The organism is Streptomyces sp. NPDC020801 (assembly GCF_044334385.1).
Lineage (GTDB): Bacteria > Actinomycetota > Actinomycetes > Streptomycetales > Streptomycetaceae > Streptomyces.
In genome coordinates, this window is sequence record NZ_JBIRST010000005.1 from 153,363 (window position 1) to 173,686 (window position 20,324).

Consider the following 20,324-nt stretch of genomic DNA (forward strand, 5'->3'; position numbering starts at 1 on the left):
CATGCGGATCACCGTGACCGTGAACGGCGAGCAGCACACGAGGGACGTGGAGCCCAGGCTGCTGCTCGTGCACTTCCTGCGCGACGAACTCGGACTCACCGGCACCCACTGGGGCTGCGACACCTCCAACTGCGGGGTGTGTACCGTCTGGCTGGACGGTACACCGGTCAAGTCCTGCACCGTGCTCGCGGTGATGGCCGACGGCCATGAGGTGCGGACCGTCGAGGGCCTGGCGCACGGGGCCGAACTCGACCCGGTGCAACAGGGATTCATCGCCTGCCACGGGCTGCAGTGCGGCTTCTGCACACCGGGGATGATGATGACCGCCCGCTGGCTGCTCGACCACGACGCGGATCCGTCCGAGGAGGACATCCGCGAGGCCATCTCCGGACAGGTGTGCCGCTGCACCGGTTACGAGAACATCGTGCGCTCCATCCGCTGGGCCGCCGAGCACGGCGGCGGGCAGGGCACCGCTGATGCGGGTACCGAGCCGGCGCCCGGCCACGAGGAGGTGCGGGCATGACAACCACCGAGGAGCGGCCGGTCGGTTTCGGACGGATGCCCCGCAAGGAGGACGTGCGGTTCGTCCGCGGCCACGGGACCTACATCGACGACGTGCGGCTGCCCGGCATGCTGCACGGCGCCATTCTGCGAAGCCCCCTGGCGCACGCCCGGATCGTGTCGATCGACACCAGCGCCGCCGAGGCGCACCCCAAGGTCAAGGCCGTGATCACCGGGGAGACCCTGGCCGGTCTCGGGCTGGCCTGGATGCCCACGCTCTCGTACGACACCCAGGCGGTGCTCGCCACCGACAAGGTGCGATTCCAGGGCCAGGAGGTCGCCTTCGTCGTCGCCGAGGACCGCTACGCCGCCCGGGACGCCCTCGAGCTGATCGACGTGGAGTACGAACCGCTCCCGGCGGTCGTCGACGCCCGCCGGGCGCTCGACCCGGACGCGCCGGTGATCCGCGACGACAAGGAACACCAGACCGACAACCACATCTTCGACTGGTCGGCGGGCGACAAGGAGCGGACCGACGAGGTCTTCGCCGCCGCCGACGTCGTGGTGGAACAGGACATGCTCTACCCGCGGGTGCACCCGGCGCCACTGGAGACCTGCGGCACCGTGGCGGACATGGACGCCATCACCGGCAAGCTGACGGTGTGGTCCACCACCCAGGCCCCGCACGCCCACCGCACGATCTACGCGATGGTGTCCGGCATCCCGGAGCACAAGATCCGGATCATCTCCCCGGACATCGGCGGCGGCTTCGGCAACAAGGTCGGCATCTACCCCGGATACGTGTGCGCGGTCGTCGGCTCGATCGTCACCGGCAAGCCGGTGAAGTGGGTGGAGGACCGCTCGGAGAACCTGATGAGCACCTCCTTCGCCCGCGACTACCACATGCACGGTGAGATCGCGGCGACGAGCGAGGGGAAGATCCTCGGCCTGCGTGTCCATGTGATCGCCGACCACGGCGCGTTCAACGCCACCGCACAACCGACGCAGTTCCCGGCCGGCTTCTTCGGCGTCTTCACCGGCTCGTACGACCTGGCCGCCGCATACTGTGCCGTGACCGGCGTCTACACCGACAAGGCCCCCGGCGGTGTCGCCTACGCCTGCTCGTTCCGCGTCACCGAGGCCGTGTACCTGGTCGAGCGGATGGTCGACCTGCTCGCGGACAGGCTCGGCACCGACCCGGCCGAGCTGCGGATGCGCAACCTGCTGCGGCCCGAGCAGTTCCCGTACCGGACGCGGACGGGCTGGGAGTACGACTCCGGCGACTACCCGCGCGCCCTTCGGCTGGCCATGGACATCGCGCACTACGAGGACCTGCGACGGGAGCAGGCCGAAAAACGCGAGCGCGGCGAGCTGATGGGCATCGGGGTCAGCTTCTTCACCGAGGCCGTCGGCGCGGGCCCCCGCAAGCACATGGACATCCTGGGACTGGGCATGGCCGACGGTGCCGAGCTGCGGGTCCACCCGACCGGCAAGGCCGTCCTGCGGATCTCCGTGCAGAGCCAGGGGCAGGGCCACGAGACGACGTTCGCGCAGATCGTCGCCGAGGAACTGGGCATCCCGCCCGAGGACGTCGAGGTCGTGCACGGCGACACCGACCAGACCCCGTTCGGGCTCGGCACCTACGGGTCCCGCTCGACGCCGGTGTCCGGTGCCGCGACCGCGATGGTCGCCCGCAAGGTGCGCGAACGCGCGAAGATCGTCGCCTCCGCGATGCTCGAAGTCAGCCCGGACGACCTGGAATGGGAGAAGGGCCGCTGGTACGTCACGGGCGACCCCGACCAAGGACGGACCATGGCCGAGATCGCGCTCGCCGCGCACTCCAACCTGGAGCTGCCCGAGGGCGTCGAGGGCCACCTGGACGCGACCTGCGTCTACAACCCGCCGAACCTGACCTTCCCGTTCGGCGCATACATTTGCGTCGCCGACGTGGACGCGGACACCGGCCAGGTGAAGGTCCGCCGGTTCGTCGCCGTGGACGACTGCGGGAACCGGATCAACCCCACGATCGTCGAGGGCCAGGTGCACGGCGGACTCGCCGACGGTCTCGGCATGGCGCTCATGCAGGTGATCGCCTTCGACGAGGACGGCAACTGCCTCGGCGGATCGTTCATGGACTACCTCCTGCCCACCTCGGTCGAGTGCCCGTCCTGGGAGCTCGGCGAGACCGTCACCCCCTCCCCGCACCACCCCATCGGCGCCAAGGGCATCGGCGAGTCCGCCACCGTGGGCTCGCCCGCCGCGGTGGTCAACGCCGTGGTCGACGCGTTGAAGCCGCTCGGCGTACACCACGTCGACATGCCGCTGACGCCCGCCACGGTGTGGCGGGCCGCCCAGGGCCGGCCGCTGCGCACCGACATGGCGATCACCTGAGGCCCCCACGATGACGAACACCGAACTGCTGACCCGCGCGGACGCGCTCCGGCACGGGCGTACCCCGTTCGTCCTGGCCACCGTCGTCCACGCGGAACGGCCCACGAGCGCCAAGCCCGGGGACAGCGCGCTGGTGCTGCCCGACGGCACCGTCGAGGGCTTCGTGGGCGGCACCTGCGCCGAGACGACGGTGCAACTGCTGGGCCTGCGCGCGCTGGAGACCGGCGAGTCGCTGCTGCTGAGGATCACGCCCGGCGCGGACGCCGGCACCGAGGGCGCGCCGGCACCCGTCGAGGGCCTGGTCACGGTGGCCAATCCCTGCCTGTCGGGCGGGACGCTCGACATCTTCCTGGAGGCCAACCTCCCCCCGGCGCTGGCCTACGTCTACGGCCATGCCCCCATCGCCCGCGCCCTGCTCGACGTCGGTCGTGCGCTCGGCCTCGACGCCCGGCCGGCCTCGCCCAAAGAGCCGCTGCCGCCCGATCTGGACGTCGTCATCGTCGCCACACACGGCCGCGACGAGGAGACCGTGCTGACCGAGGCCGCCCGCGCCGGGGTCCCGTACATCGGGTTGGTGGCCAGTCCGAAGCGCGGCGCGGCGGTGCTCGCCGGGCTGGGGCTCACCGAGGAACAACGCGCCCGCGTCCACACCCCGGCCGGCCTCGACATCGGCGCGCGGACCCCGGGGGAGGTCGCGCTGTCGGTGTACGCCGAGATCATCGCCCTGCGGCCGAAGGCGGCCCGGGCCGGGCGCCCCGAAGACGACACCGCCGCGCCCCGGGCCGTCGCCGAGGACGTGGATCCCGTGTGCGGCATGACCGTGGCGATCACGCCCGGCACCCTTTCACTGGAGCGGGCCGGCAGCAGGGTGTACTTCTGCGGGCCGGGATGCCAGCACGCCTTCGCCGACGACCCCTCCCGTTACGCGCATGCCTGACGCCGACCCCCTCGTACCCGATGTCCCCGCCCTGCGCTCGCGTCTCGACGCGGTCGGCTACCTGGCCGACGACGCCCTCGCCACGGCGCTGCTGCTGGCCGTGCGCATGCGGCAGCCGATCCTGCTGGAGGGCGAGCCCGGCGTCGGCAAGACCGAGGCGGCCCGCGCCCTGGCCGCCGTACTCGACACCCCGCTGATCCGGCTGCAGTGCTACGAGGGACTGTCCTCGGCCGAGGCCCTCTACGAGTGGAACTACCCACGGCAGCTCCTGGCCATCCGGCTGGCCGAGTCCCGCGGGGAGCCCCTGCGGGACGCCGACCTGTTCACCGAGGACTATCTGCTGCCACGGCCGCTGCTCGCCGCGATCTGCCACCCGGGACCGCGGCCGGCGGTGTTGCTCATCGACGAGGTGGACCGCGCCGACGACGAGTTCGAGGCGTTCCTGCTGGAACTGCTTGCCGATGCCGCGGTCACCATCCCCGAACTGGGCACCCGGACGGCCGCGGTGCCGCCGGTGGCCGTACTGACCTCCAACCGCACCCGGGATCTGCACGACGCGCTCAAACGCCGCTGCCTCTACCACTGGATCGACTACCCGGACACCGCACGAGTCGCCGCGATCATCCGCAGACGGGTGCCGCAGTCGGCCGAGTGGCTGGCCCCGCGCGTGGCGCGCGGGGTGGCACGCCTGCGTGCCCGGAAGGAGCTCACCAAGCCGCCCGGCATTGCCGAGGCGATCGACTGGGCGGGCGCGCTGCACACGCTGGGGCTCTCCGTTCTCGACGCCGACGCCGCCGACCGCACCCTGGGGGCGGTACTCAAGTACGCCGAGGACCTGGAGGCCGTGCGCCGGGCCGGACTGGCGGAGCTGGTCGACGCGGAGCCGGGATCCAATGGCTGACCTGCCCGAACTGGCCGCCACGTTCGCCGTCGCCCTCCACGACGCGGGGATCGCGGTGGGCCCCGACCGCACCCGGAGCTTCGCCCGGTCGCTCACCCTGCTGGCACCGTCGACGACGCGCGAGCTGCGGTACTGCGCGCTCGCCACCCTGGTGTCCGACCCCGAGCACATCGAGCCGTTCGACGCGGTCTTCCGGGAGATCTTCGGCGGGCCGGCCGACCGCGGAGCACAGCGCGGGCAACCCGGCGACCCGCCCCGATCGCTCCCGAACGCCGTTCCCGGCCGAGTCCCCGGCATCCGGAAAGACACCGCGGACGGACGCCGGGATGCCGACGCACAGCCGCGAGAGGCTCCCGTACCCCTCGCCGCCAGTCCGCTCGATCGTCTCGCGAGCCGTGACTTCGCGGACCTGTCCGCCGAGGAACTGGCGCGGCTCTCCGAGGTGATGCGCACCCTCGTGCTGCGCACCCCGACCCGGCCGTCCCGCCGGCGCCGCACCGCGCACCACGGTGCGCGCATCGACGTGCGCCGCACCCTCTCCGGCAGCCGGCGAACCGGCGGATACCCGCTGCGGCTGCGCCGCTTCGAGCACCGTGCCCGCCCCCGCGACCTCGTCGTGCTCTGCGACATCTCCGGATCGATGGAACCCTATGCCCGCGCGATGCTGCAACTGCTCTACTGCGCCGCCCGCGCCGCCCGCGCCGAGGTCTTCACCTTCGCCACCCGGCTCACCCGCCTCACACCCGTCCTGAGGCGGGCCGGGCCGGACGACGCCCTGGCACGGGCCGGACGGGCGGCCCCGGACTGGTCCGGGGGCACCCGGATAGCGGACTGCCTGGCGGAGTTCAACGAGCGGTTCGGCCGGCGCGGCATGGCGCACGGCGCCGTGGTCGCCATCATCTCCGACGGCTGGGACACCGGTGCGCCCGCCGACCTGGCCACCCACATGGCGCGGCTGTCCCGCGTCGCCTACCGCGTCGTATGGGTCAACCCGCGCACGGCAAGCCCCCGCTACCGTCCGCTCGTGGCCGGCATGGCTGCGGCGCTGCCCTACTGCGACGCCGTCGTCAGCGCCCACAACCTCGCGGCCCTGGACGACTTCACCGCCGCTCTGTCCGCCCCGAGCCGCCGCCGATGATGCCGGCCAGCCCGGCTGACCGGCCGCCTCCGCAGGTGGCCGAACACGAGGTGCGGCGCCACCGCACTCGACGCCGACAGCGACGGCCGTGTGGCGACGTGCGCCCTGGCCTTTCGCAATGGGCCCGGTCCCGGTAGGCGTCGGTCACCTGACCGACCGGGACGTCCCGCCCGCGGTGTCGTCCGCACGGCACCCTGGGGCCGTCGGCCGCGTTCGGCGAAGCCGGCCTCGGAGGCGGCGCGCGGGTGGGTCAGGCGGGCGGGGCGCCCCACGCGAGGCTGGTGCCGAGATAGGCGGGGATCGCCGGGGCGTCGGTGTACGTGGTCGTGCTGGACCGGCTGGCGTCGCCGACTTCGTTGAAGTCGGACCAGTCGGACTTGCTCATGCGTAGCTGCAGTTCACCGGTGTCCTTACCGGCGGCAAGGGTTCCGCCGGTGAAGCCGACCTCGAGGTAGGCGTCGGCTCCCGCCACCGGCGTGGCCAGCGGTACGACCTTCAGGGTCACGTCGGTGCAGCCGACGGCCGCGTAGTCGCACCAGGCGTTGACGACGGGGGAGCCGCCGTCCCGGGTGAAGTAGTAGCGGGCGGTGACCTCGGACAGGTCCAGGGAACCGCTACCGGTGTTGACGATCCGCAGACCGGGGCGGATGGCATTGTCGGTGGCCGAGGAGTCGTTGTTCTTGTAGCGCACCTGCAGATCACCGGTCGGGAACGGTGTGCCGCCTCCGCTGTCGGTGGTCACGGTGAGTGCGGCCGAGGACGCGGACACGTTGCCGGCGGCGTCCCGGGCCCGGACGGTGTAGCCGTACGCGGTCGCGGGGCTGAGTCCGGTGTCGGTGAAGGCGGTGCCGGTCACCGGCGAGGCCGTGACCTTGGTGCCGTCACGGTAGACCTCGTAGCCGCTCACGCCGGTGTCGTCGGTGGACGCGGTCCAGGCGAGGGAGATGCTGGTGGTGGTCCTCGCTGTCGCCTTCAGCGCGCTCGGTGCGGTGGGTGCGGTGGTGTCGCCGCCGGGGTCGCCGCCCCCGTCTGTGGGTACGGCCGGGTACGCGCTGCGTACCAGCATGGCGAACTCGTCGGGGAACCAGTGCCCGGCCAGCGGGGCGTTGGGCAGGGCGCCGGTCTTGTTGTTGCCGGCGCCCGGTGCCGTGTACGTCGGGTCACACATGGGGTCTTGGCGCTTGCCCTCGTTGTTCGGGATGTCGGTGCTGGCGCCGTCCGACTCGCCCGGCGGCTTGACCCACAGGAACGCGTCCAGGTGGGAGTCGGGGTAGCCGGTGGGTGCGGCCTGCGGGGGCTGTCCGAGTCCGGCGCCGCTGACGTTGCACCACAGGCCCCGGTGGGCCCGGCGGTCGACGCGGGAATCGTTGACGTAGGTCTCGAGGCTGGTGCTGGTGCTCGCCGCCGTGGGGCGTCCGGTGCCGCCCCACCCGTTGCGGGAGGTGTCGATCAGCATGCCTGTCGAGTCGGGCCAGCCGGACGAGACGAGCGCCCGGTGGACGTTCCTGGTGAAGTCGGTCTCGTCGAAGTTGGGGTTCCACTCGTAGAACTTGCTGGACCTGACCGGGTTCCCGCCGACGTTCTTGTCCGGGTCGGTCAGGAAGGGTTCCTCCAGCGGCGTGTAGTTGGAGACGTTGGTGATCAGTCCGTCGACGCTGGAGAGGCCTGCCGCGGTGCCCTTGGCCACGTCCGTGTAGAGCTGCACGGTCTGGGAGAGGTTGTTGTCCCAGCCCAGCCAGCCGGAGTGGGCGAAGTCCAGGTAGGTGTAGACGTTGGGGATGGCGTGCAGCTTGTCGAGGGCGTACCGGATGCCGTTCACGTAGATGCCGCTGCTGTTGGCCTGGGCGCACTCCGGGTCGGACGAGTTGGTCACCAGGTTGGGCAGTCCGTCCGGCTCGATGACCGTCGTGATGCGGACGTCCTGGTACTTCGGGTTCTTGAAGATGTTCGCGATGGGGTCGATGTACTCGGCCCTGTAGCGGTCGAGACCGGCCTGGGTGAGCGGAAGTTCACCGTTTGAGGCCAGGGCCGCGCAGTCCCGGCCGGGCAGATCGTAGATCACGAAGGTCGCGCTGATCGGCTGTCCGGGCTTCTTCTGCGCCAGGGCCAGGTCGAGGTGGTCGGTGAGGCTCTTGCGGCCGGTGTCGGCGTCGCCGCCCTTGATGGCGGCAATCCGGTCGAGCCACACCGCGGTGGGATACGTACCCACCTTCTGCATGCGGGCCTTGAGCGTGGTGTCCGAGGTCTGCGCAACCGAGGTGCCGACCTGGTCGGTGTAGTCGGGATTGACGTAGAAGGTGGCTCCGGCGAACGGGTTGTCCACGTGGGTCTCGGCGGCGGCCGCCGAGTGCCCGGTGAGCTGGCCCGCGAGGCCCAGGACCAGGGCGGCAAGCGCCGCGATGAGTGAGGTCTTCCGGGGCCGTGGGCGGCCTGGCCCGGGTGCCCGCACTCGGCCGGTTGGGTGTGTCATGTGTGCTCCTCCATAGTGCCCTGCGGGGGTATGAGGTGGTGCCGGTGGATCGCGTGGGGCGGGTTGTGCCCTGTCGGGAACGATTCGGTGTGCTGCTCGGCCACCCACGGGTCCGCGCCGGCCGTGCCCGCAACGCCATCCGCTGGATTCCGGAAAAGGTGCCGGCACCGAATCCGGGATCCGGCAAAGATGGCGGTGGGGGAGGGAGAAGGCCCGAGCCGGTCCACCGGCCAACCCCTTGACTGCGAAAGGCCGATGCCCGTGACCAGTCATTCGCCCGAACACGGTCTGCAACGATGACGGTTCGCGCACCTGCTCGTCGCACGGTATTGGAGGCGCGAACAGCGGGCTGCGAATCGGCTGTGGCCGGCAGCGGTCGTAGGTGAGGGCCCGTGGGCCTTACGGGTCACGCCCGCCTGGATGAGCAACCCGGGCGCGCCCCGTGGCGCGGTGTGACGCGAGGCCGCGCGACTTACGGCAGAGCCCCCGTCGTGAGGCGCAAGTGCCACCCCAGGTTTCACGCCGTCGTGCAGGTGCTCCCGTTGAGGCTGAAGGCAACCGGCTTGGCGAAGCTGCCGCCGTAGGTGCCCTGGAAGCCGAAGGAGACCTTGCCATCGGCCGGGATCTGCGCGTTGTAGTCGACGCTGGTCGCCGTGACCGCTCCGGAGGACGGAGCGACACCGGCGTTCCAGGCCCCTGTGATCCGCTGCCCGGCCGGCAGCGTGAACGCCAGCTTCCAGCCGTTGACCGGGGAGGAACCGGTGTTGGTGACGGTGACGTCGGTGGTGAAGCCGCCCGGCCAGACGTTCGTCCCGTACGACACGGTGCAGGCCGCGGAGCCTCCGGGGCCGCCAGGACTTCCGCCGCCGGTGTTGATCGTGGAGGAGAACGAGGTCACCGCGAGGCCGGCACCGTTCTGCCAGGGCTCGAAGCCGGCCTGGACGCTGGTCAGGTACCAGTCGTTCTGTGCCAGCCCCCGTGAGACGGCCTGGCGGACGAAGTCCATGACGTCGAAGTCCCAGCTGTTGATCGCCGACGGGGCGACGAAGGACAGGACGTCGTTGGAGCCGTTGCTGCCGGACCACACCTGCCATTGGCGCCCGGCCACACTGGCCGTGCCGACCTGCGAGCCGACGGGCTGGATGGAGCCCACCTTGTTGAACCAGACCATGATCTCGGTCCGGTTGACGCCGTCGGTGCGGGGCGTGGGGTCGAGCCAGATGTCGTACGCGGCGTCGTACACCGCGCCGCTCACATAGCTGTAGGAGATGCCGGTCGGTGCGCTGGATATGCCGCTGAGCTGCGCCGGAAGAGCGGAGCCCGGTGAGCAGTCGGTGTAGTGGCAGCCGTTGTAGACGGACGGGTAGGACTTCGGGGCGCCGTTCGTCGGGACCGAGCCGTCGGCCTGGGTGATCTTGAAGCCCGAGGCGGTGGTCGTGATGCACTGGGTCTGGCTGGTGCCCCAGCGGTTGTTCTGGACGATGTAGCGGCCCTGGATCGTGGCCGATCCGAACTGTTCGCAGACCGAGGTGTCGGCGTGGGCGGCCGAGGTGGTGCTCAACAGCGCCGCCAGGGCGGCGAGCGAGGCGAGCAGTGCGCCTAACAGACCGTGCGCTCTGTGGAGCACGGGGCGCGATGAGATGAGCATGCGGGTCCTTCCGGAGGGGTGGGGAGTGATCGCGGGAACACTCCGGGCGTCGAAAATGGGAGCGCTCCCATCACCTCCATTTCGCTGGGACTGTAGGAGAGGGGCATGGCCTTGACAAGACGGTGGACGCGAGGCCGTCGAATTTCCTTCGAAGGCCCAGGTCGGGGAAACTCGCCAAGGTTGCCGGAAGGCCGCCGAGCTGGGAGCGCTCCCGAACTCGTCGCGGTGATACAGCGCTGTCGCACGTGCCGGGCATTCGGCGTGGACGCTTAATGTGGTCGCAGGCGGCGCTCAGGCCGACTCGCGCACCACCAGCTCCGTCCGCAGGATCACGTGGCGCCAGGCCACGGAGGACTCCTCGATCTCCTGCAGAAGCAGCTGGACCATGGTCCGGCCGATGTCCTCCAGGGGCTGACGAACCGTGGTCAGCCGCGGCTCGGTGCGCTCGGCCAGCGGAAAGTCGTCGAAGCCGATGACGGCGACGTCCTCCGGTACCCGGCGTCCCGCCGCGCGCAGCGTCTCCAGGGCACCTACGGCCGTGGTGTCCGAAGCGGCGAGGACGCCGTCGATCTCCGGATGCCGTTCGAGGAGCCGGGCCATGGCCCGGCGGCCACTCTCCTCGGTGAAGTCGCCCTCGGCGACCCACGACGGCTGGGCGTCCAGGCCGGCCAGCGCCAGGGCCTCGCGGTAACCACGAAGCCGGCACTGGGCGACGTACATGTCGAGCGGCCCTGTGATGGTGGCGATCGCTCGTCGTTGCGTGGCCAGCAGGTGGGTGACCGCGCTGCGGGCACCGCCGACGTTGTCCGCGTCGACGTAGCTGACGTGCTCGTCGCCCGAGCGGCGCCCCAGCAGCACGGTCGGCAGGCGGGCCTCGGCGAGCATGTCGGGCAGTGGATCGCCGGCGTGTACGGATATCAGCAGTACGCCGTCGACCCGGCCGCCGCGGGCGTACTCGAGGAAGCGCTGCCGCTCGGCGTCCGAGCGGACCAGGGTCAGCAGCAGTTGCGGCCCGGTGTCGGTCAGCGCGTCACCGATCGCGCGGACGATCTCGGAGAAGAACGGCTCGGCGAACAGCCGCCAGTCCGGCTCCATCATGACGAGCGCGACGGCGTCGGCCCGCCGCCCGGCGAGGGACCGGGCCGCCAGATTGGGCACGTACCCCAGTTCCGCGATGGCTCGCTGCACGGCTCGTCGCGTCGACTCCTTGACACCCGCTGCGTTGTTGACGACGCGGGAGACCGTGCCCCGGCCCACTCCGGCGCGGGCGGCCACCTCCTCCAGCGTCGGAGTACCCGGGCGCCTGGCCATGACCACCTCCCCCACGAGCCCACGAGATCACCGATATTACGGTCCGGACGACTCCGGGCACAGCTCTTCCAGCGGCTTCAAAGCCCGCAACCACCCGGCTGTCCGTACGACTTCAGTGCGTGCGCCGCAAACCCTGACCGGCGATCTGGTGGGAAGGAAGGGGAGGTGGCCCCGTCGTGGCCGAGCTCGTCAGCCACCCACAGCGTGCGGCCGTCGTTCAGCGCAGCCAGGTATTCCTGACCTGTGCGCCCGCGTTCACCGGCGGTGGTCCTCGCCGTTGGGGTTGCCCCGCATCGACCTGATCATTCGTCAGGAAGGTCGGCAACGGGCCGGGGCGAGTCCTGAAGCACCCGGGGACAGCTGACCGGACATGTGAATCGATGTAGTCCGCGAAGACCGCCCTCGACCTGGGGGATGGGGTCCTTCTTCAAGTGCGGTTGCTCCGGGCCGGGTACGGCACGCAGGACGACGCAATCGAGCGCCTCACGCAGATTCACGCGGGAAAAAGAAGACAGCGCATCCGTCGCCGAGGGCCGCCGCGAACTGGGACAGCAGACGGTCGCGGAATACGCGAAGCAGTGGCGGCCTCAATTTCACGGTACGCTGAAACCAGTTAACCGGTTTCAGCGTATGCTGAAACTTCGCCGGCAGGCAATCGGGTGAGTCCGCTACAGGCAAGGAGAACGGCGGGAGATGGTGGCACGGGCAGGAAGGGGGCCGCGGGGGGAACGTGGCGCGCAGTCGGACCGCATCCTGGCGGCGGCGCGCAAGTCCTTCGCCGAGCACGGCTACAGCGGGACCTCGTTGCGGGCCGTGGCGCAGGCCGCCGACGTGGACCCCACCCTGGTGAACTACTACTTCTCCAACAAGATGGGACTGCTGAAGGCGGCGCTGGAGCCGCCGGAAGCCTTCGGTGAGAGCATCGCCGAGGCCGCCAAGGTGCCGTTGGAGGAGCGCGGGCGGGCCTTTGTTCAGGCGGCGCTGTCCATGTGGGACGACCCGGCCACCTCGGAGATCCTGCGCTCGATCATCCTCGCCGCAAGCCACGAGCCCTTCGCCATGGAGCGCCTCCGCGCCGTCTTCTCCGCGCTCGTCCTGCAGGTCGTGTCGGCGAGTCTTCCCGGCGACGAGGCCGGTCTGCGCGCGGACCTGGTCGCCACGCAGATCGTGGGTCTGGCCATGACGCGTTACATCTGGGCCATCGACCGCATCGCCCAGATGTCCTCGGAGCAGGTCGTCCGCCTGATCGGGCCGGTCGTGCAGCATTACCTCACCGGCGACCTGAGCGGCGACGTCTCGGAGGGCGCCTGACCGGAAGGTGACTGCCCAGGTGGAACTACCCTCTGCTTATTTTCATGCTGAGTAGAAATTCTTCTTGCTCCGGCGTGATGTCCGGCGTAGCGTGGGCATCGTTAATTTCCTGGCACATGGAAATTAGAGTGCCATGGCCCAGATCCGGGTCGCTGGCGCCGAACCCGGTCAGCGTCTGTTCAACGGACCGCGGACCGCCAGTCGTCAGTGCCACGAACCCCCTCTTCTCCAGGTGATGAACTGCGAGGACGACGTACCCGTCCCGGTCCGGGGCGGTGGACGGCCCCCCGTTGGTGCTTGCCGCCTTGGCGTGGACGCCCGGGTCTCCGTATCCGTGGTGACCTCTCCGGTGAGGGGGGCGGCGCCGTCTCGACGGTGGAAGGGCGCGGTGGCCGAGCGGGTGGGCGTCGTGCCGTGTGATCCGCGGTCCGCGGCCCTGGCCCGGGACCTGGTCGCCAAGCGCCTCGCCGTCCTTGGCCGCACCGACCTCGCCGACGTCGCCGAGTTGCTGGTCTCCGAACTGGTGGGCAATGCGGTCAAGTACGCGGGCAGCCGTACCCTGCTCATCACCGTTCATGCCGCCGAGTGCGGAGCCCGGGTCGCCGTCACCGACGGCTCGCGCAGCCTGCCCAGCCTGGTCCGCGCAGGGGGTGAGGGCGAGGGTGGGCGCGGCCTGGCCCTGGTCGATGCCCTCGCCCTCCGCTGGGGAACCGTCCCGCTCCGGCACGGCAAACGCGTCTGGTTCGAGCTGTGGATCCACTGCGGTGGATGCCGGCGGGGAGTCGGTCTGGGAGCGGGTCCGGGGCGAGGGTCGCGTCACAAGACGGTCGTGTGAACGCGGCCGACCGGCGGCGGGAGTGTATGCCTGCGCCCGTATGGGCCGGTGCGGAGCTGCAGCTCTCCGTGGCGCGGTGTGCCTGCTGTGCCGCGCCGGGGCCGGGCCTGAAGTGGATCGCCGCGATCCTCGCAGGGTGTGCTCACCCGTCTGCTGTGCCCCGCCGCCTACGTCGGTCGTTGCGACCGGGGCGCCGCCTCCCATGGGGGGCGGCCGCAGCCAGGACGCCCGCCGGCTGCGCTCTATTTCACGCTGTGTGGAAATTCTTGTTGCGTGCGGCGGGGTGGCGAGCGTACCGTGAGCACTCGTTAATTTCCCTACGTGTGGAAATGAGGGTGCCATGGCTCGGTTGAAGGCAGCTGGGGTGGGGCCCGGTCAGCGTCGGCTGAACGGACCGCAGACCACCGGTCGTCAGTACCGCAACCTGTCCCCGGCTCTCCACGGGACGACCCGCGAGGACAATGTGCCCGTTCCGGTCCGCGATGGCAGCCGGCTCCTGGCCGACGTCCACCGCCCCGACGCGGACGGCAGGTTTCCCGCGCTCATCGCGGCGGCCCCCTATCCTCGCCAGCTCCAGGACCTGGGCGCCCCCGCGTCCATCATCGAGGCGGGCGCCAGTGACTTCTGGGTGCCTCGCGGCTACGCCCATGTCATAGCCAATCTCCGCGGCACGGTGGGCTCGGGCGGCACCTTCACCTTCTTCGACGAGCAGGAGCGCAAGGACCTGTTCGACCTGGTCGAGTGGGTCGCCGGGCAGCCGTGGTGCGACGGGAACGTGGGCATGATCGGCCTCAGCTACTACGCCATGACCCAGATGGAGGCGGCCACCCGGCGCCCGCCTCACCTCAAGGCCCTGTTTCCCTTCAATGTCACTGTCCAGGTCCGCGAAGCCACCTACCACAACGGCCTGTTGAGCAAGGCTTTCGTCAGCACCTGGTTCCATTCGCTGGGCGTCCTGTCCGCCCACGGCGACCGTCTCTACCGCAGGGGGCTGTCCCGTCTCCTGCGCAAAGTCCTGGCCATTCCCGCCGTCCACCGCCGGTTCAACCACACCGATTCCGTCCAGGCGACCCGCGCCCTGCAGCTGATCAGCCGCTTCCGCCGCGACGCCCACCCATGGGACGACCTGCTGAACGCGGTGGCCACCGAGCACCCCGTCCGGGATGCGTGGTGGGACGAGCGTGACCTGACCGGCTTGCTGTCCGGTGTCGACATCCCCGTCTACCTCGGCGGCGAGTGGTCCAACGTCGCTCTCCATCTGCCCGGCCTCTTCGAAGCCTGGGAGGCCCTGGCCGGTAACCCGGACGTGCGCATGACCATGCTCGGGGAGCACAGCCTGCCCTGGCCATGGGAGAGCATGCACATCGAGGCCCTCGCCTGGTTCGACCACTGGCTCAAGGGGCGGGACACCGGCATCCTCGAAGGCCCTGCCATCCGCTACTGGCTGGCCGGGGCCGAACAGTGGCGTACCGCCGATTCCTGGCCCCCTCCGGCCACCCACACGGCCCTGGCCCTCAACGCCGACGGCTCCCTGACGCCCGACGAACGGCCGGGCGAGCGCAGTTACGCCACGGACGGTGCGAACGCAGCACCCGCACAGCTGAGCTGGACCAGCGACCCCCTTTCCTGCGACCTCGACATGGTCGGTCACCCCGAGCTGCGGCTCACCGCCACCAGCAGCGGGAACGACACGGGATGGATCCTGCTCCTGCAGGACGTCGGCCCGGACGGCAAGGCCACTGACATCACTCAGGGCTGGCTGCGCGCCAGTATGCGCCACGTCGACGAGGACGCGAGCGAGACGGGCAGGCCCGTCCTCCCGATGAAGACGCGGGATCCCGTCCCTGCGGGGGAGCCGGTCGACTACCGGATCCCGCTCGTGGCCAACGCCCGCCGCTTCCGCAGCGGGCACCGCATCCGGCTGATCCTCACCAGTGACGACACCCGCGAGGGCTTCCGCCCCATGATGCTGTTCAGCCACGCCCCCGTCGGTACCCCGGCCGTCAACACGGTGCACTCCAGCTCACGACTTCTCCTCCCGATCCTGGAAGGAGAATGACCGGCGCCCGACGTCCCGCCCGGTCGGCACCCTCGCCTACGACCGGACACGGCAAGAGCACACCGGTGCCTGGCGGCACCCCGGCCCACGGACATCACGGCGGCCCACTTCCTCCCCGAACTCCGATGGCGCGCCGGGCCGTCGAGCTCGCCCGCACAAGCGGTGCGACCGTCCTCCCACCCATGAAGGAGCATTCTGATGACCACCTCTCCCTCCCGCCCGGCCACCCCGGACCTGCGCCGCACCGCATACGCGATCTGCGGCGCTGTCCTGGCCACGGCTCTGCTGTGGGCCGTCGCAGACGGTATGGGCGTCGATCTTCGCGTCGATCCCGGTAACGGACTGCCGACCCAGACCGTCGGCCTGCCCCTCGTCGCCGGTAGCACACTCTTCGCCTCCCTGCTCGCAGCGCTGACGCGAAAGGGACTGGACCGGTTGACCGACCGGGCCCGGACCGTGTGGACCCGACTGGCCGTCACCGTGTTGCTGGTGTCACTCGCGCCACTGACGTTCGTTCAGGCATCCGACGGCGCCAAGGCCACCCTTGCGCTGATGCACCTGGCCATCGCCGCCGTACTCATTCCGCTCCTGGGCCGCAGAGACGGCGATTGATCCAGGACGTGGCAACACGCCCGCAGCACCACGTCGATTCGTCGAAAGTTCGCAGCGTCTGCGGCCGTAGGCCGGAGACGCCGAAGGAGCCATGCACATGCCTTCCACAGCGCACGCCAACCTCGCCTCGATCCTGGTGGACTCGGCGGCGCGCCATCCCGACCGCCCGGCCGTCCGGCTCGACGGCGCCACCCTCACGTACGCCGAGCTTGACGAGGCGAGTGCCCGGGCCGCGTCCCTCCTGCTCAGTGTCGGGGTGAAGCCGGGCGACCGGGTCGGTCTGATGCTGCCGAACGTGCCCGCCTTCGCCGTTCTGTACTACGGGATCCTGCGCGCCGGGGCTGTCGTGCTGCCGATGAATCCGCTGTTGAAGGCGCGCGAGGTGGAGTACCACCTGGACGACTCCGCAGCCTCCCTCCTGTTCGCCCCGCATCAGGCCCAGGACGCGCTCCAGGGCGCACAGGCCGCCGGAACGGCGCACGTCGCGGTGCCGGCAGACGGAGTCGACGAGCTGGTGGCGGCCCACGACCCGGTGTGGGAGGTGGCCTCCCGGAAGCCGTCCGACACGGCGGTGATCCTCTACACCTCCGGCACGACGGGCCGGCCCAAGGGTGCCGAGCTCACCCACGACAACCTGGCGCGCAATACCGCGGTCACCCGCACCACGCTTCTGCAACTCACCGAGCGGGACGTGGTCTTCGGCGGCCTGCCGCTCTTCCACGCCTTCGGTCAGGTCGTCGGCCTCAACTGCGCTGTCGCCGCCGGTGCCTGCCTGACCCTGCTGCCCCGCTTCGACGCCGCCAGGGCCATGGAGATCATCGAACGGGACCGGGTCACCGCGTTCCTCGGCGTCCCGACGATGTACGGCGGCCTGCTCGCCGCGGCAGGCCGCGCGGACACCGCCTCGCTGCGAGTCTGCGTCTCCGGCGGCACCTCACTCCCGGTGGAGATCCTGCACGCCTTCGAAACGGCCTTCGACTGCGCGATCCTCGAAGGCTACGGCCTGTCCGAGACGTCTCCGGTCGCCTGCTTCAACCACCCCGACCGCCCCCGCCGCCCCGGCACCATCGGCACCCCGATCGAAGGAGTCGAGATGCGGGTGCTCGACCCGGACGGCGCCGAGGTGCCCGACGGCACCCCCGGTGAGATCGTCATCCGCGGGCACAACGTCATGAAGGGGTACTGGCGCAACTTTCAGGCCACCGCCGAGGCCGTCCCGGACGGCTGGCTGCGCACTGGCGACATCGGCGTGCGCGACCCCGACGGCTGTTTCCGGATCGTGGACCGGAAGAAGGACCTCATCATTCGCGGCGGATTCAACGTCTACCCGCGGGAGGTCGAGGAGGTCCTCTACGAGCACCCGGCCGTGGCCGAGGCCGCCGTCATCGGCGTGCCGCACCCCGTTCACGGTGACGAGGTCGCCGCCGTCGTCACCCTCAAGCCCGGCAGCGGGGCGGGGACCGATGAACTTCGCGAGTTCGTCAAGTCCCGCATCGCCGCCTACAAGTACCCCCGCGTGGTCCGGATCGTCGATGTCCTGCCCAAGGGCGCCACCGGAAAGATCCTCAAGCGTGAGATCGTGCTTCCGCCGAACTGAGGGACAACCGGCCCGGCCCCTGCGGCCCGGACGGGCCTGCCGGCGGCGGAGCCGGTTCCTGCTACCGGGCCCCGGGCCGGGCCCTCTCGTGAGATTGGGTCCGCAGCCGTAAGTGACGGCGCGTGCTGCCGAACAGCGCAGCCCGGACCCGTGACCCGCCGGAGTGGCCCGGACGACCGGGCCCCGTGGTCACGACGAAGCCGAGGGCTCTCAGTCAGCGGACGGCGTGCGGCTGAGGTTGGCCTCGATCCGGGTCAGGGCGCGCATCGCCTGCTCGTACTCCTTCTGCGTGAACCCCGCAGCGGTGATCGCCTCCAGGCCGCGCCAAGCCTGTTGGACCTGGTCTCGCAGGGCCTGGCCGGCCCGGGTGGGCTTCACCACGGCTGCCCGCCGGTCGTCCGGGGAGGGGCTGCGGGTGACGAATCCGGACTGCTCGAGGCGCTGGAGCATTTTGGTGACGGTGGAGGGATCAAGACCCAGCGTCTTGATCAGATCGGCCTGGCGCTGTTCACCCTGCGCCCAGAGCTGCATCATCAGCAGTTCCTGCCCGGGGTACAGGCCCGTTTCACGCAGCAGGTGGCCCGCCATGATCCGGTGCACACGGGCAGCGCGGAAGAGTGCCTCGCTCATCGGAGCGTCGGCGACGGTCGGTACCGCGTCGTCCTTGTTCCGGACCGATTCGGACGCTGGCGGCATGGTGGCTGTTCCTCCATGAAGGGCGGGCGAGTCGTTGGTCGACACATCATCCCATCCCTGTTGAATTGGCCGACCAACAGAGTGTGTCGCAGTGCAACTCCGACTGGCGGAGTGGCTCACCACCCTGTCTGTGCTCTTCGGTGTATCCGTCGATCCTGCGCGGGGGGCGGCCGCTGGGTCGGGTGCTCGGTTCCCGTGGTGGTCGGCCTGGCGTCGCGTCCACACGTGACGCCTGCGAAGGCTGCGGCCGGTCTCGACCCGTTTGTCGGGCGGCCGGCCCCGTACCGACCTCTGGGTGGGGGAGTTCCGCAGCGTGATCGCGGTCAATCAGCGGCGTCTGACGGTGAGATAATTGGTCGGCTAAATAATCGCGTACCGGTCCCCGCCCACCCGTGCGGTTGATCGGCTCGGCAGAGCGGTCTCCTCGTGTCCGCACCGTCCTTCACCGCCGGCAACACGGCGATGCTGCTCATCGCCCACCAGGTGGGCGACGTGGGGAGGGTCCGCGCCATCCCCTTTGAGCGGATGGAGGCCAACGCCATGGCTCTTGCCAGGACCGCCAAGGCCAATGGCATCCCCCTGCTCTTCGCCTCCACCATGGACGCGTACGTCCCGGGCCCGCTGCCGGCCGCACTGGAGGAGGACTCTCCCGAGGGGGTGAAGGCGCGCATCGAGCGTCAGGGTGGGGTCCATGTCGTGGACGAAGAGGACTTCGCCTCCGTCGTAGGGGAGACCGGGAGAAAGAAGCTGATCACCGCGGGCGTCAGCAACGACGTGTGCACCGTCCACCTCGCCCTGACGGCACTGCGCCCGGGGTACGAGGTCGAGGTCGTCGCCGACGCGGGCGGCCCCCCGCCGAAGATCGGGCAAGATTTCGCCCTGCGCCGTATGCGCGGGGCGGGGGCCGCCATCACCTCCACCGCCCAGATCATGGCCGAGCTTCTCCATGTCTGGGCCGGTCGGCGCGACGGAAAGATCGTCCCGTTCGTCATGTAGCTGATGCCGCAGCAGTGACGAAGTGGAGTGGCGAGCGGGTGGCCGCACCCGTCCGTCACTCCGCCAACACCTTCCCCTCCTCCCCATGCCCGGAGCCGTCGATTCAATCTGTATGCAGATACGCCATAATGGAGGGCATGCCTCAACCGATCATCGTCATCGACGGCATCGAGCCGCTGAACCTGACCGGCATCCGGCAGTCGATCGGACCGCTGCACGCCCTGCTGCGGGAGTGCATCCTCGACGGCCGGCTGGCGCCGGGCACCGTACTGTCACAGGTGGCGCTCGGACGCCAGCTGGGGGTGAGCCGCACCCCGGTGCGGGAGGCGTTGCGCATGCTCCAGGAGGAGGGCTTCGTCGAGGCCGAACCCAACCAGCGGATGCGGGTGGCGGGCCTCGACCCGAGCGCGCTGGACGCCGACTACGCGATGCGCATCACGCTGGAGTGCCTGGCCCTGACCATGACACTGGGCGGCTTCAGCACCCGGGCGAAGCGAGAGGCCAAGGCGCAGCTGACGGCGATGCGCCGGGCCACCCGCGTGAAGGACGTCGAGGGCTGGTTCGCCGCGCACCGTGAGTACCACCGCCTCCTCACCGCCGGGGCGGGCGAACCGCTGCGGCGCCAGCTGGAGGCCCTGGCCGACCGCAGCGTGCGCTACATCCGCATCACCCAGCGGCTCGACGCCGAAAGCTGGTCCGAAGCGGGCGACACCGAGCATCCCGCGATCCTGGACGCGGTGACCGCCGGCGACCGTGACGCCGCGGTGGCCCGCCTGGCTCATCACCTGGAGCGCACTGCGCTGAGGGTGCTCGGGGAGCAGGCCCCGGACTACGAGCCGGAGGCCGTGCCCAGGGCCATGGCTCTGGTCAGTGCCGGTCCGTCGCCCTGGGGTCGCAGCTGACCTCCGCGCAGCCCTCGGC

General features: G+C 70.4%; 16 protein-coding genes. 12 read left to right on the plus strand and 4 right to left on the minus strand.

The genetic code is table 11. From position 1 onward, the window contains the following. The first annotated feature begins 1 nt into the window (after position 1). The 5 genes from ACH4UM_RS12720 to ACH4UM_RS12740 are packed head-to-tail and all read left to right on the plus strand — an operon-like array spanning position 2 to position 5,868. Positions 2–523 carry a (2Fe-2S)-binding protein gene (locus ACH4UM_RS12720; protein ID WP_398177009.1) on the plus strand — a complete coding sequence of 174 codons (522 nt, stop codon included), beginning with the start codon at positions 2–4 and terminating at the stop codon, positions 521–523. Then, a complete protein-coding gene (locus ACH4UM_RS12725) occupies positions 520–2,892 on the plus strand; it encodes an aerobic carbon-monoxide dehydrogenase large subunit (RefSeq protein WP_398177011.1) in 2,373 nt (790 codons plus the stop codon). Before ACH4UM_RS12720 ends, ACH4UM_RS12725 begins: the two co-directional genes overlap by 4 nt. 10 nt (positions 2,893–2,902) lie before the next feature. After that, on the plus strand, positions 2,903–3,829 hold the full coding sequence (locus ACH4UM_RS12730; RefSeq protein ID WP_398177013.1) for an XdhC family protein: 927 nt from the start codon (positions 2,903–2,905) through the stop codon (positions 3,827–3,829). Continuing rightward, entirely contained in the window at positions 3,822–4,730 is a 909-nt protein-coding gene (locus ACH4UM_RS12735) for an AAA family ATPase (RefSeq protein WP_398177015.1), read from the plus strand. Before ACH4UM_RS12730 ends, ACH4UM_RS12735 begins: the two co-directional genes overlap by 8 nt. After that, positions 4,723–5,868 carry a VWA domain-containing protein gene (locus tag ACH4UM_RS12740; protein WP_398177017.1) on the plus strand — a complete coding sequence of 382 codons (1,146 nt, stop codon included), beginning with the start codon at positions 4,723–4,725 and terminating at the stop codon, positions 5,866–5,868. The genes ACH4UM_RS12735 and ACH4UM_RS12740 overlap by 8 nt, the downstream gene beginning before the upstream one ends. A gap of 250 nt (positions 5,869–6,118) precedes the next feature. On the opposite strand, the gene ACH4UM_RS12745 is transcribed toward ACH4UM_RS12740, so the two are convergent. From ACH4UM_RS12745 to ACH4UM_RS12755, 3 genes are all read right to left on the minus strand, one after another. After that, positions 6,119–8,338: a glycoside hydrolase family 6 protein gene (locus ACH4UM_RS12745; RefSeq protein WP_398177019.1), complete on the minus strand. Its 2,220-nt coding sequence runs from the start codon at positions 8,336–8,338 to the stop codon at positions 6,119–6,121. 517 nt (positions 8,339–8,855) lie between these two features. Further along, a complete protein-coding gene (locus tag ACH4UM_RS12750; protein WP_398177021.1) occupies positions 8,856–9,986 on the minus strand; it encodes a cellulose binding domain-containing protein in 1,131 nt (376 codons plus the stop codon). Positions 9,987–10,277: 291 nt separating this feature from the next. Beyond that, on the minus strand, positions 10,278–11,297 hold the full coding sequence (locus ACH4UM_RS12755; RefSeq protein WP_398177023.1) for a LacI family DNA-binding transcriptional regulator: 1,020 nt from the start codon (positions 11,295–11,297) through the stop codon (positions 10,278–10,280). A gap of 693 nt (positions 11,298–11,990) precedes the next feature. Between ACH4UM_RS12755 and ACH4UM_RS12760 the strand changes: the two genes are divergently transcribed. The 5 genes from ACH4UM_RS12760 to ACH4UM_RS12780 all read left to right on the plus strand — a co-directional run bounded on the left by ACH4UM_RS12760 (position 11,991) and on the right by ACH4UM_RS12780 (position 17,711). Continuing rightward, positions 11,991–12,608, plus strand: a complete 618-nt coding sequence (locus tag ACH4UM_RS12760) for a TetR family transcriptional regulator (protein WP_398177025.1) — start codon at positions 11,991–11,993, stop codon at positions 12,606–12,608. 388 nt (positions 12,609–12,996) lie between these two features. Beyond that, positions 12,997–13,443, plus strand: a complete 447-nt coding sequence (locus tag ACH4UM_RS12765; RefSeq protein ID WP_398177027.1) for an ATP-binding protein — start codon at positions 12,997–12,999, stop codon at positions 13,441–13,443. A 340-nt stretch (positions 13,444–13,783) separates the two neighbouring features. Then, positions 13,784–15,502, plus strand: a complete 1,719-nt coding sequence (locus ACH4UM_RS12770; protein ID WP_398177029.1) for a CocE/NonD family hydrolase — start codon at positions 13,784–13,786, stop codon at positions 15,500–15,502. A gap of 198 nt (positions 15,503–15,700) precedes the next feature. Further along, entirely contained in the window at positions 15,701–16,114 is a 414-nt protein-coding gene (locus ACH4UM_RS12775; protein WP_398177031.1) for a DUF6069 family protein, read from the plus strand. A 97-nt stretch (positions 16,115–16,211) separates the two neighbouring features. Next, a complete protein-coding gene (locus ACH4UM_RS12780; RefSeq protein WP_398177033.1) occupies positions 16,212–17,711 on the plus strand; it encodes a long-chain fatty acid--CoA ligase in 1,500 nt (499 codons plus the stop codon). A 210-nt stretch (positions 17,712–17,921) separates the two neighbouring features. Here ACH4UM_RS12780 and ACH4UM_RS12785 read toward each other — a convergent pair whose 3' ends face one another. Next, positions 17,922–18,407 carry a MarR family winged helix-turn-helix transcriptional regulator gene (locus ACH4UM_RS12785; protein ID WP_398177035.1) on the minus strand — a complete coding sequence of 162 codons (486 nt, stop codon included), beginning with the start codon at positions 18,405–18,407 and terminating at the stop codon, positions 17,922–17,924. A 426-nt stretch (positions 18,408–18,833) separates the two neighbouring features. Here ACH4UM_RS12785 and ACH4UM_RS12790 point away from each other — a divergent pair, with 426 nt between their 5' ends. After that, positions 18,834–19,403: an isochorismatase family protein gene (locus ACH4UM_RS12790; RefSeq protein ID WP_398177037.1), complete on the plus strand. Its 570-nt coding sequence runs from the start codon at positions 18,834–18,836 to the stop codon at positions 19,401–19,403. A 137-nt stretch (positions 19,404–19,540) separates the two neighbouring features. Continuing rightward, entirely contained in the window at positions 19,541–20,305 is a 765-nt protein-coding gene (locus ACH4UM_RS12795) for a GntR family transcriptional regulator (RefSeq protein ID WP_398177039.1), read from the plus strand. The last annotated feature ends 19 nt before the right edge of the window (positions 20,306–20,324 follow it).

Bases quoted from the DNA above. Each gene is read 5' to 3' on its own strand.
- ACH4UM_RS12720 (WP_398177009.1), top strand. From the start codon at position 2: ATGCGGATCACCGTGACCGTGAACGGCGAGCAGCACACGAGGGACGTG.
- ACH4UM_RS12725 (WP_398177011.1), top strand. From the start codon at position 520: ATGACAACCACCGAGGAGCGGCCGGTCGGTTTCGGACGGATGCCCCGC.
- ACH4UM_RS12730 (WP_398177013.1), top strand. From the start codon at position 2,903: ATGACGAACACCGAACTGCTGACCCGCGCGGACGCGCTCCGGCACGGG.
- ACH4UM_RS12735 (WP_398177015.1), top strand. From the start codon at position 3,822: ATGCCTGACGCCGACCCCCTCGTACCCGATGTCCCCGCCCTGCGCTCG.
- ACH4UM_RS12740 (WP_398177017.1), top strand. From the start codon at position 4,723: ATGGCTGACCTGCCCGAACTGGCCGCCACGTTCGCCGTCGCCCTCCAC.
- ACH4UM_RS12745 (WP_398177019.1), bottom strand. From the start codon at position 8,338: ATGACACACCCAACCGGCCGAGTGCGGGCACCCGGGCCAGGCCGCCCA.
- ACH4UM_RS12750 (WP_398177021.1), bottom strand. From the start codon at position 9,986: ATGCTCATCTCATCGCGCCCCGTGCTCCACAGAGCGCACGGTCTGTTA.
- ACH4UM_RS12755 (WP_398177023.1), bottom strand. From the start codon at position 11,297: ATGGCCAGGCGCCCGGGTACTCCGACGCTGGAGGAGGTGGCCGCCCGC.
- ACH4UM_RS12760 (WP_398177025.1), top strand. From the start codon at position 11,991: ATGGTGGCACGGGCAGGAAGGGGGCCGCGGGGGGAACGTGGCGCGCAG.
- ACH4UM_RS12770 (WP_398177029.1), top strand. From the start codon at position 13,784: ATGGCTCGGTTGAAGGCAGCTGGGGTGGGGCCCGGTCAGCGTCGGCTG.
- ACH4UM_RS12775 (WP_398177031.1), top strand. From the start codon at position 15,701: ATGACCACCTCTCCCTCCCGCCCGGCCACCCCGGACCTGCGCCGCACC.
- ACH4UM_RS12780 (WP_398177033.1), top strand. From the start codon at position 16,212: ATGCCTTCCACAGCGCACGCCAACCTCGCCTCGATCCTGGTGGACTCG.
- ACH4UM_RS12785 (WP_398177035.1), bottom strand. From the start codon at position 18,407: ATGCCGCCAGCGTCCGAATCGGTCCGGAACAAGGACGACGCGGTACCG.
- ACH4UM_RS12795 (WP_398177039.1), top strand. From the start codon at position 19,541: ATGCCTCAACCGATCATCGTCATCGACGGCATCGAGCCGCTGAACCTG.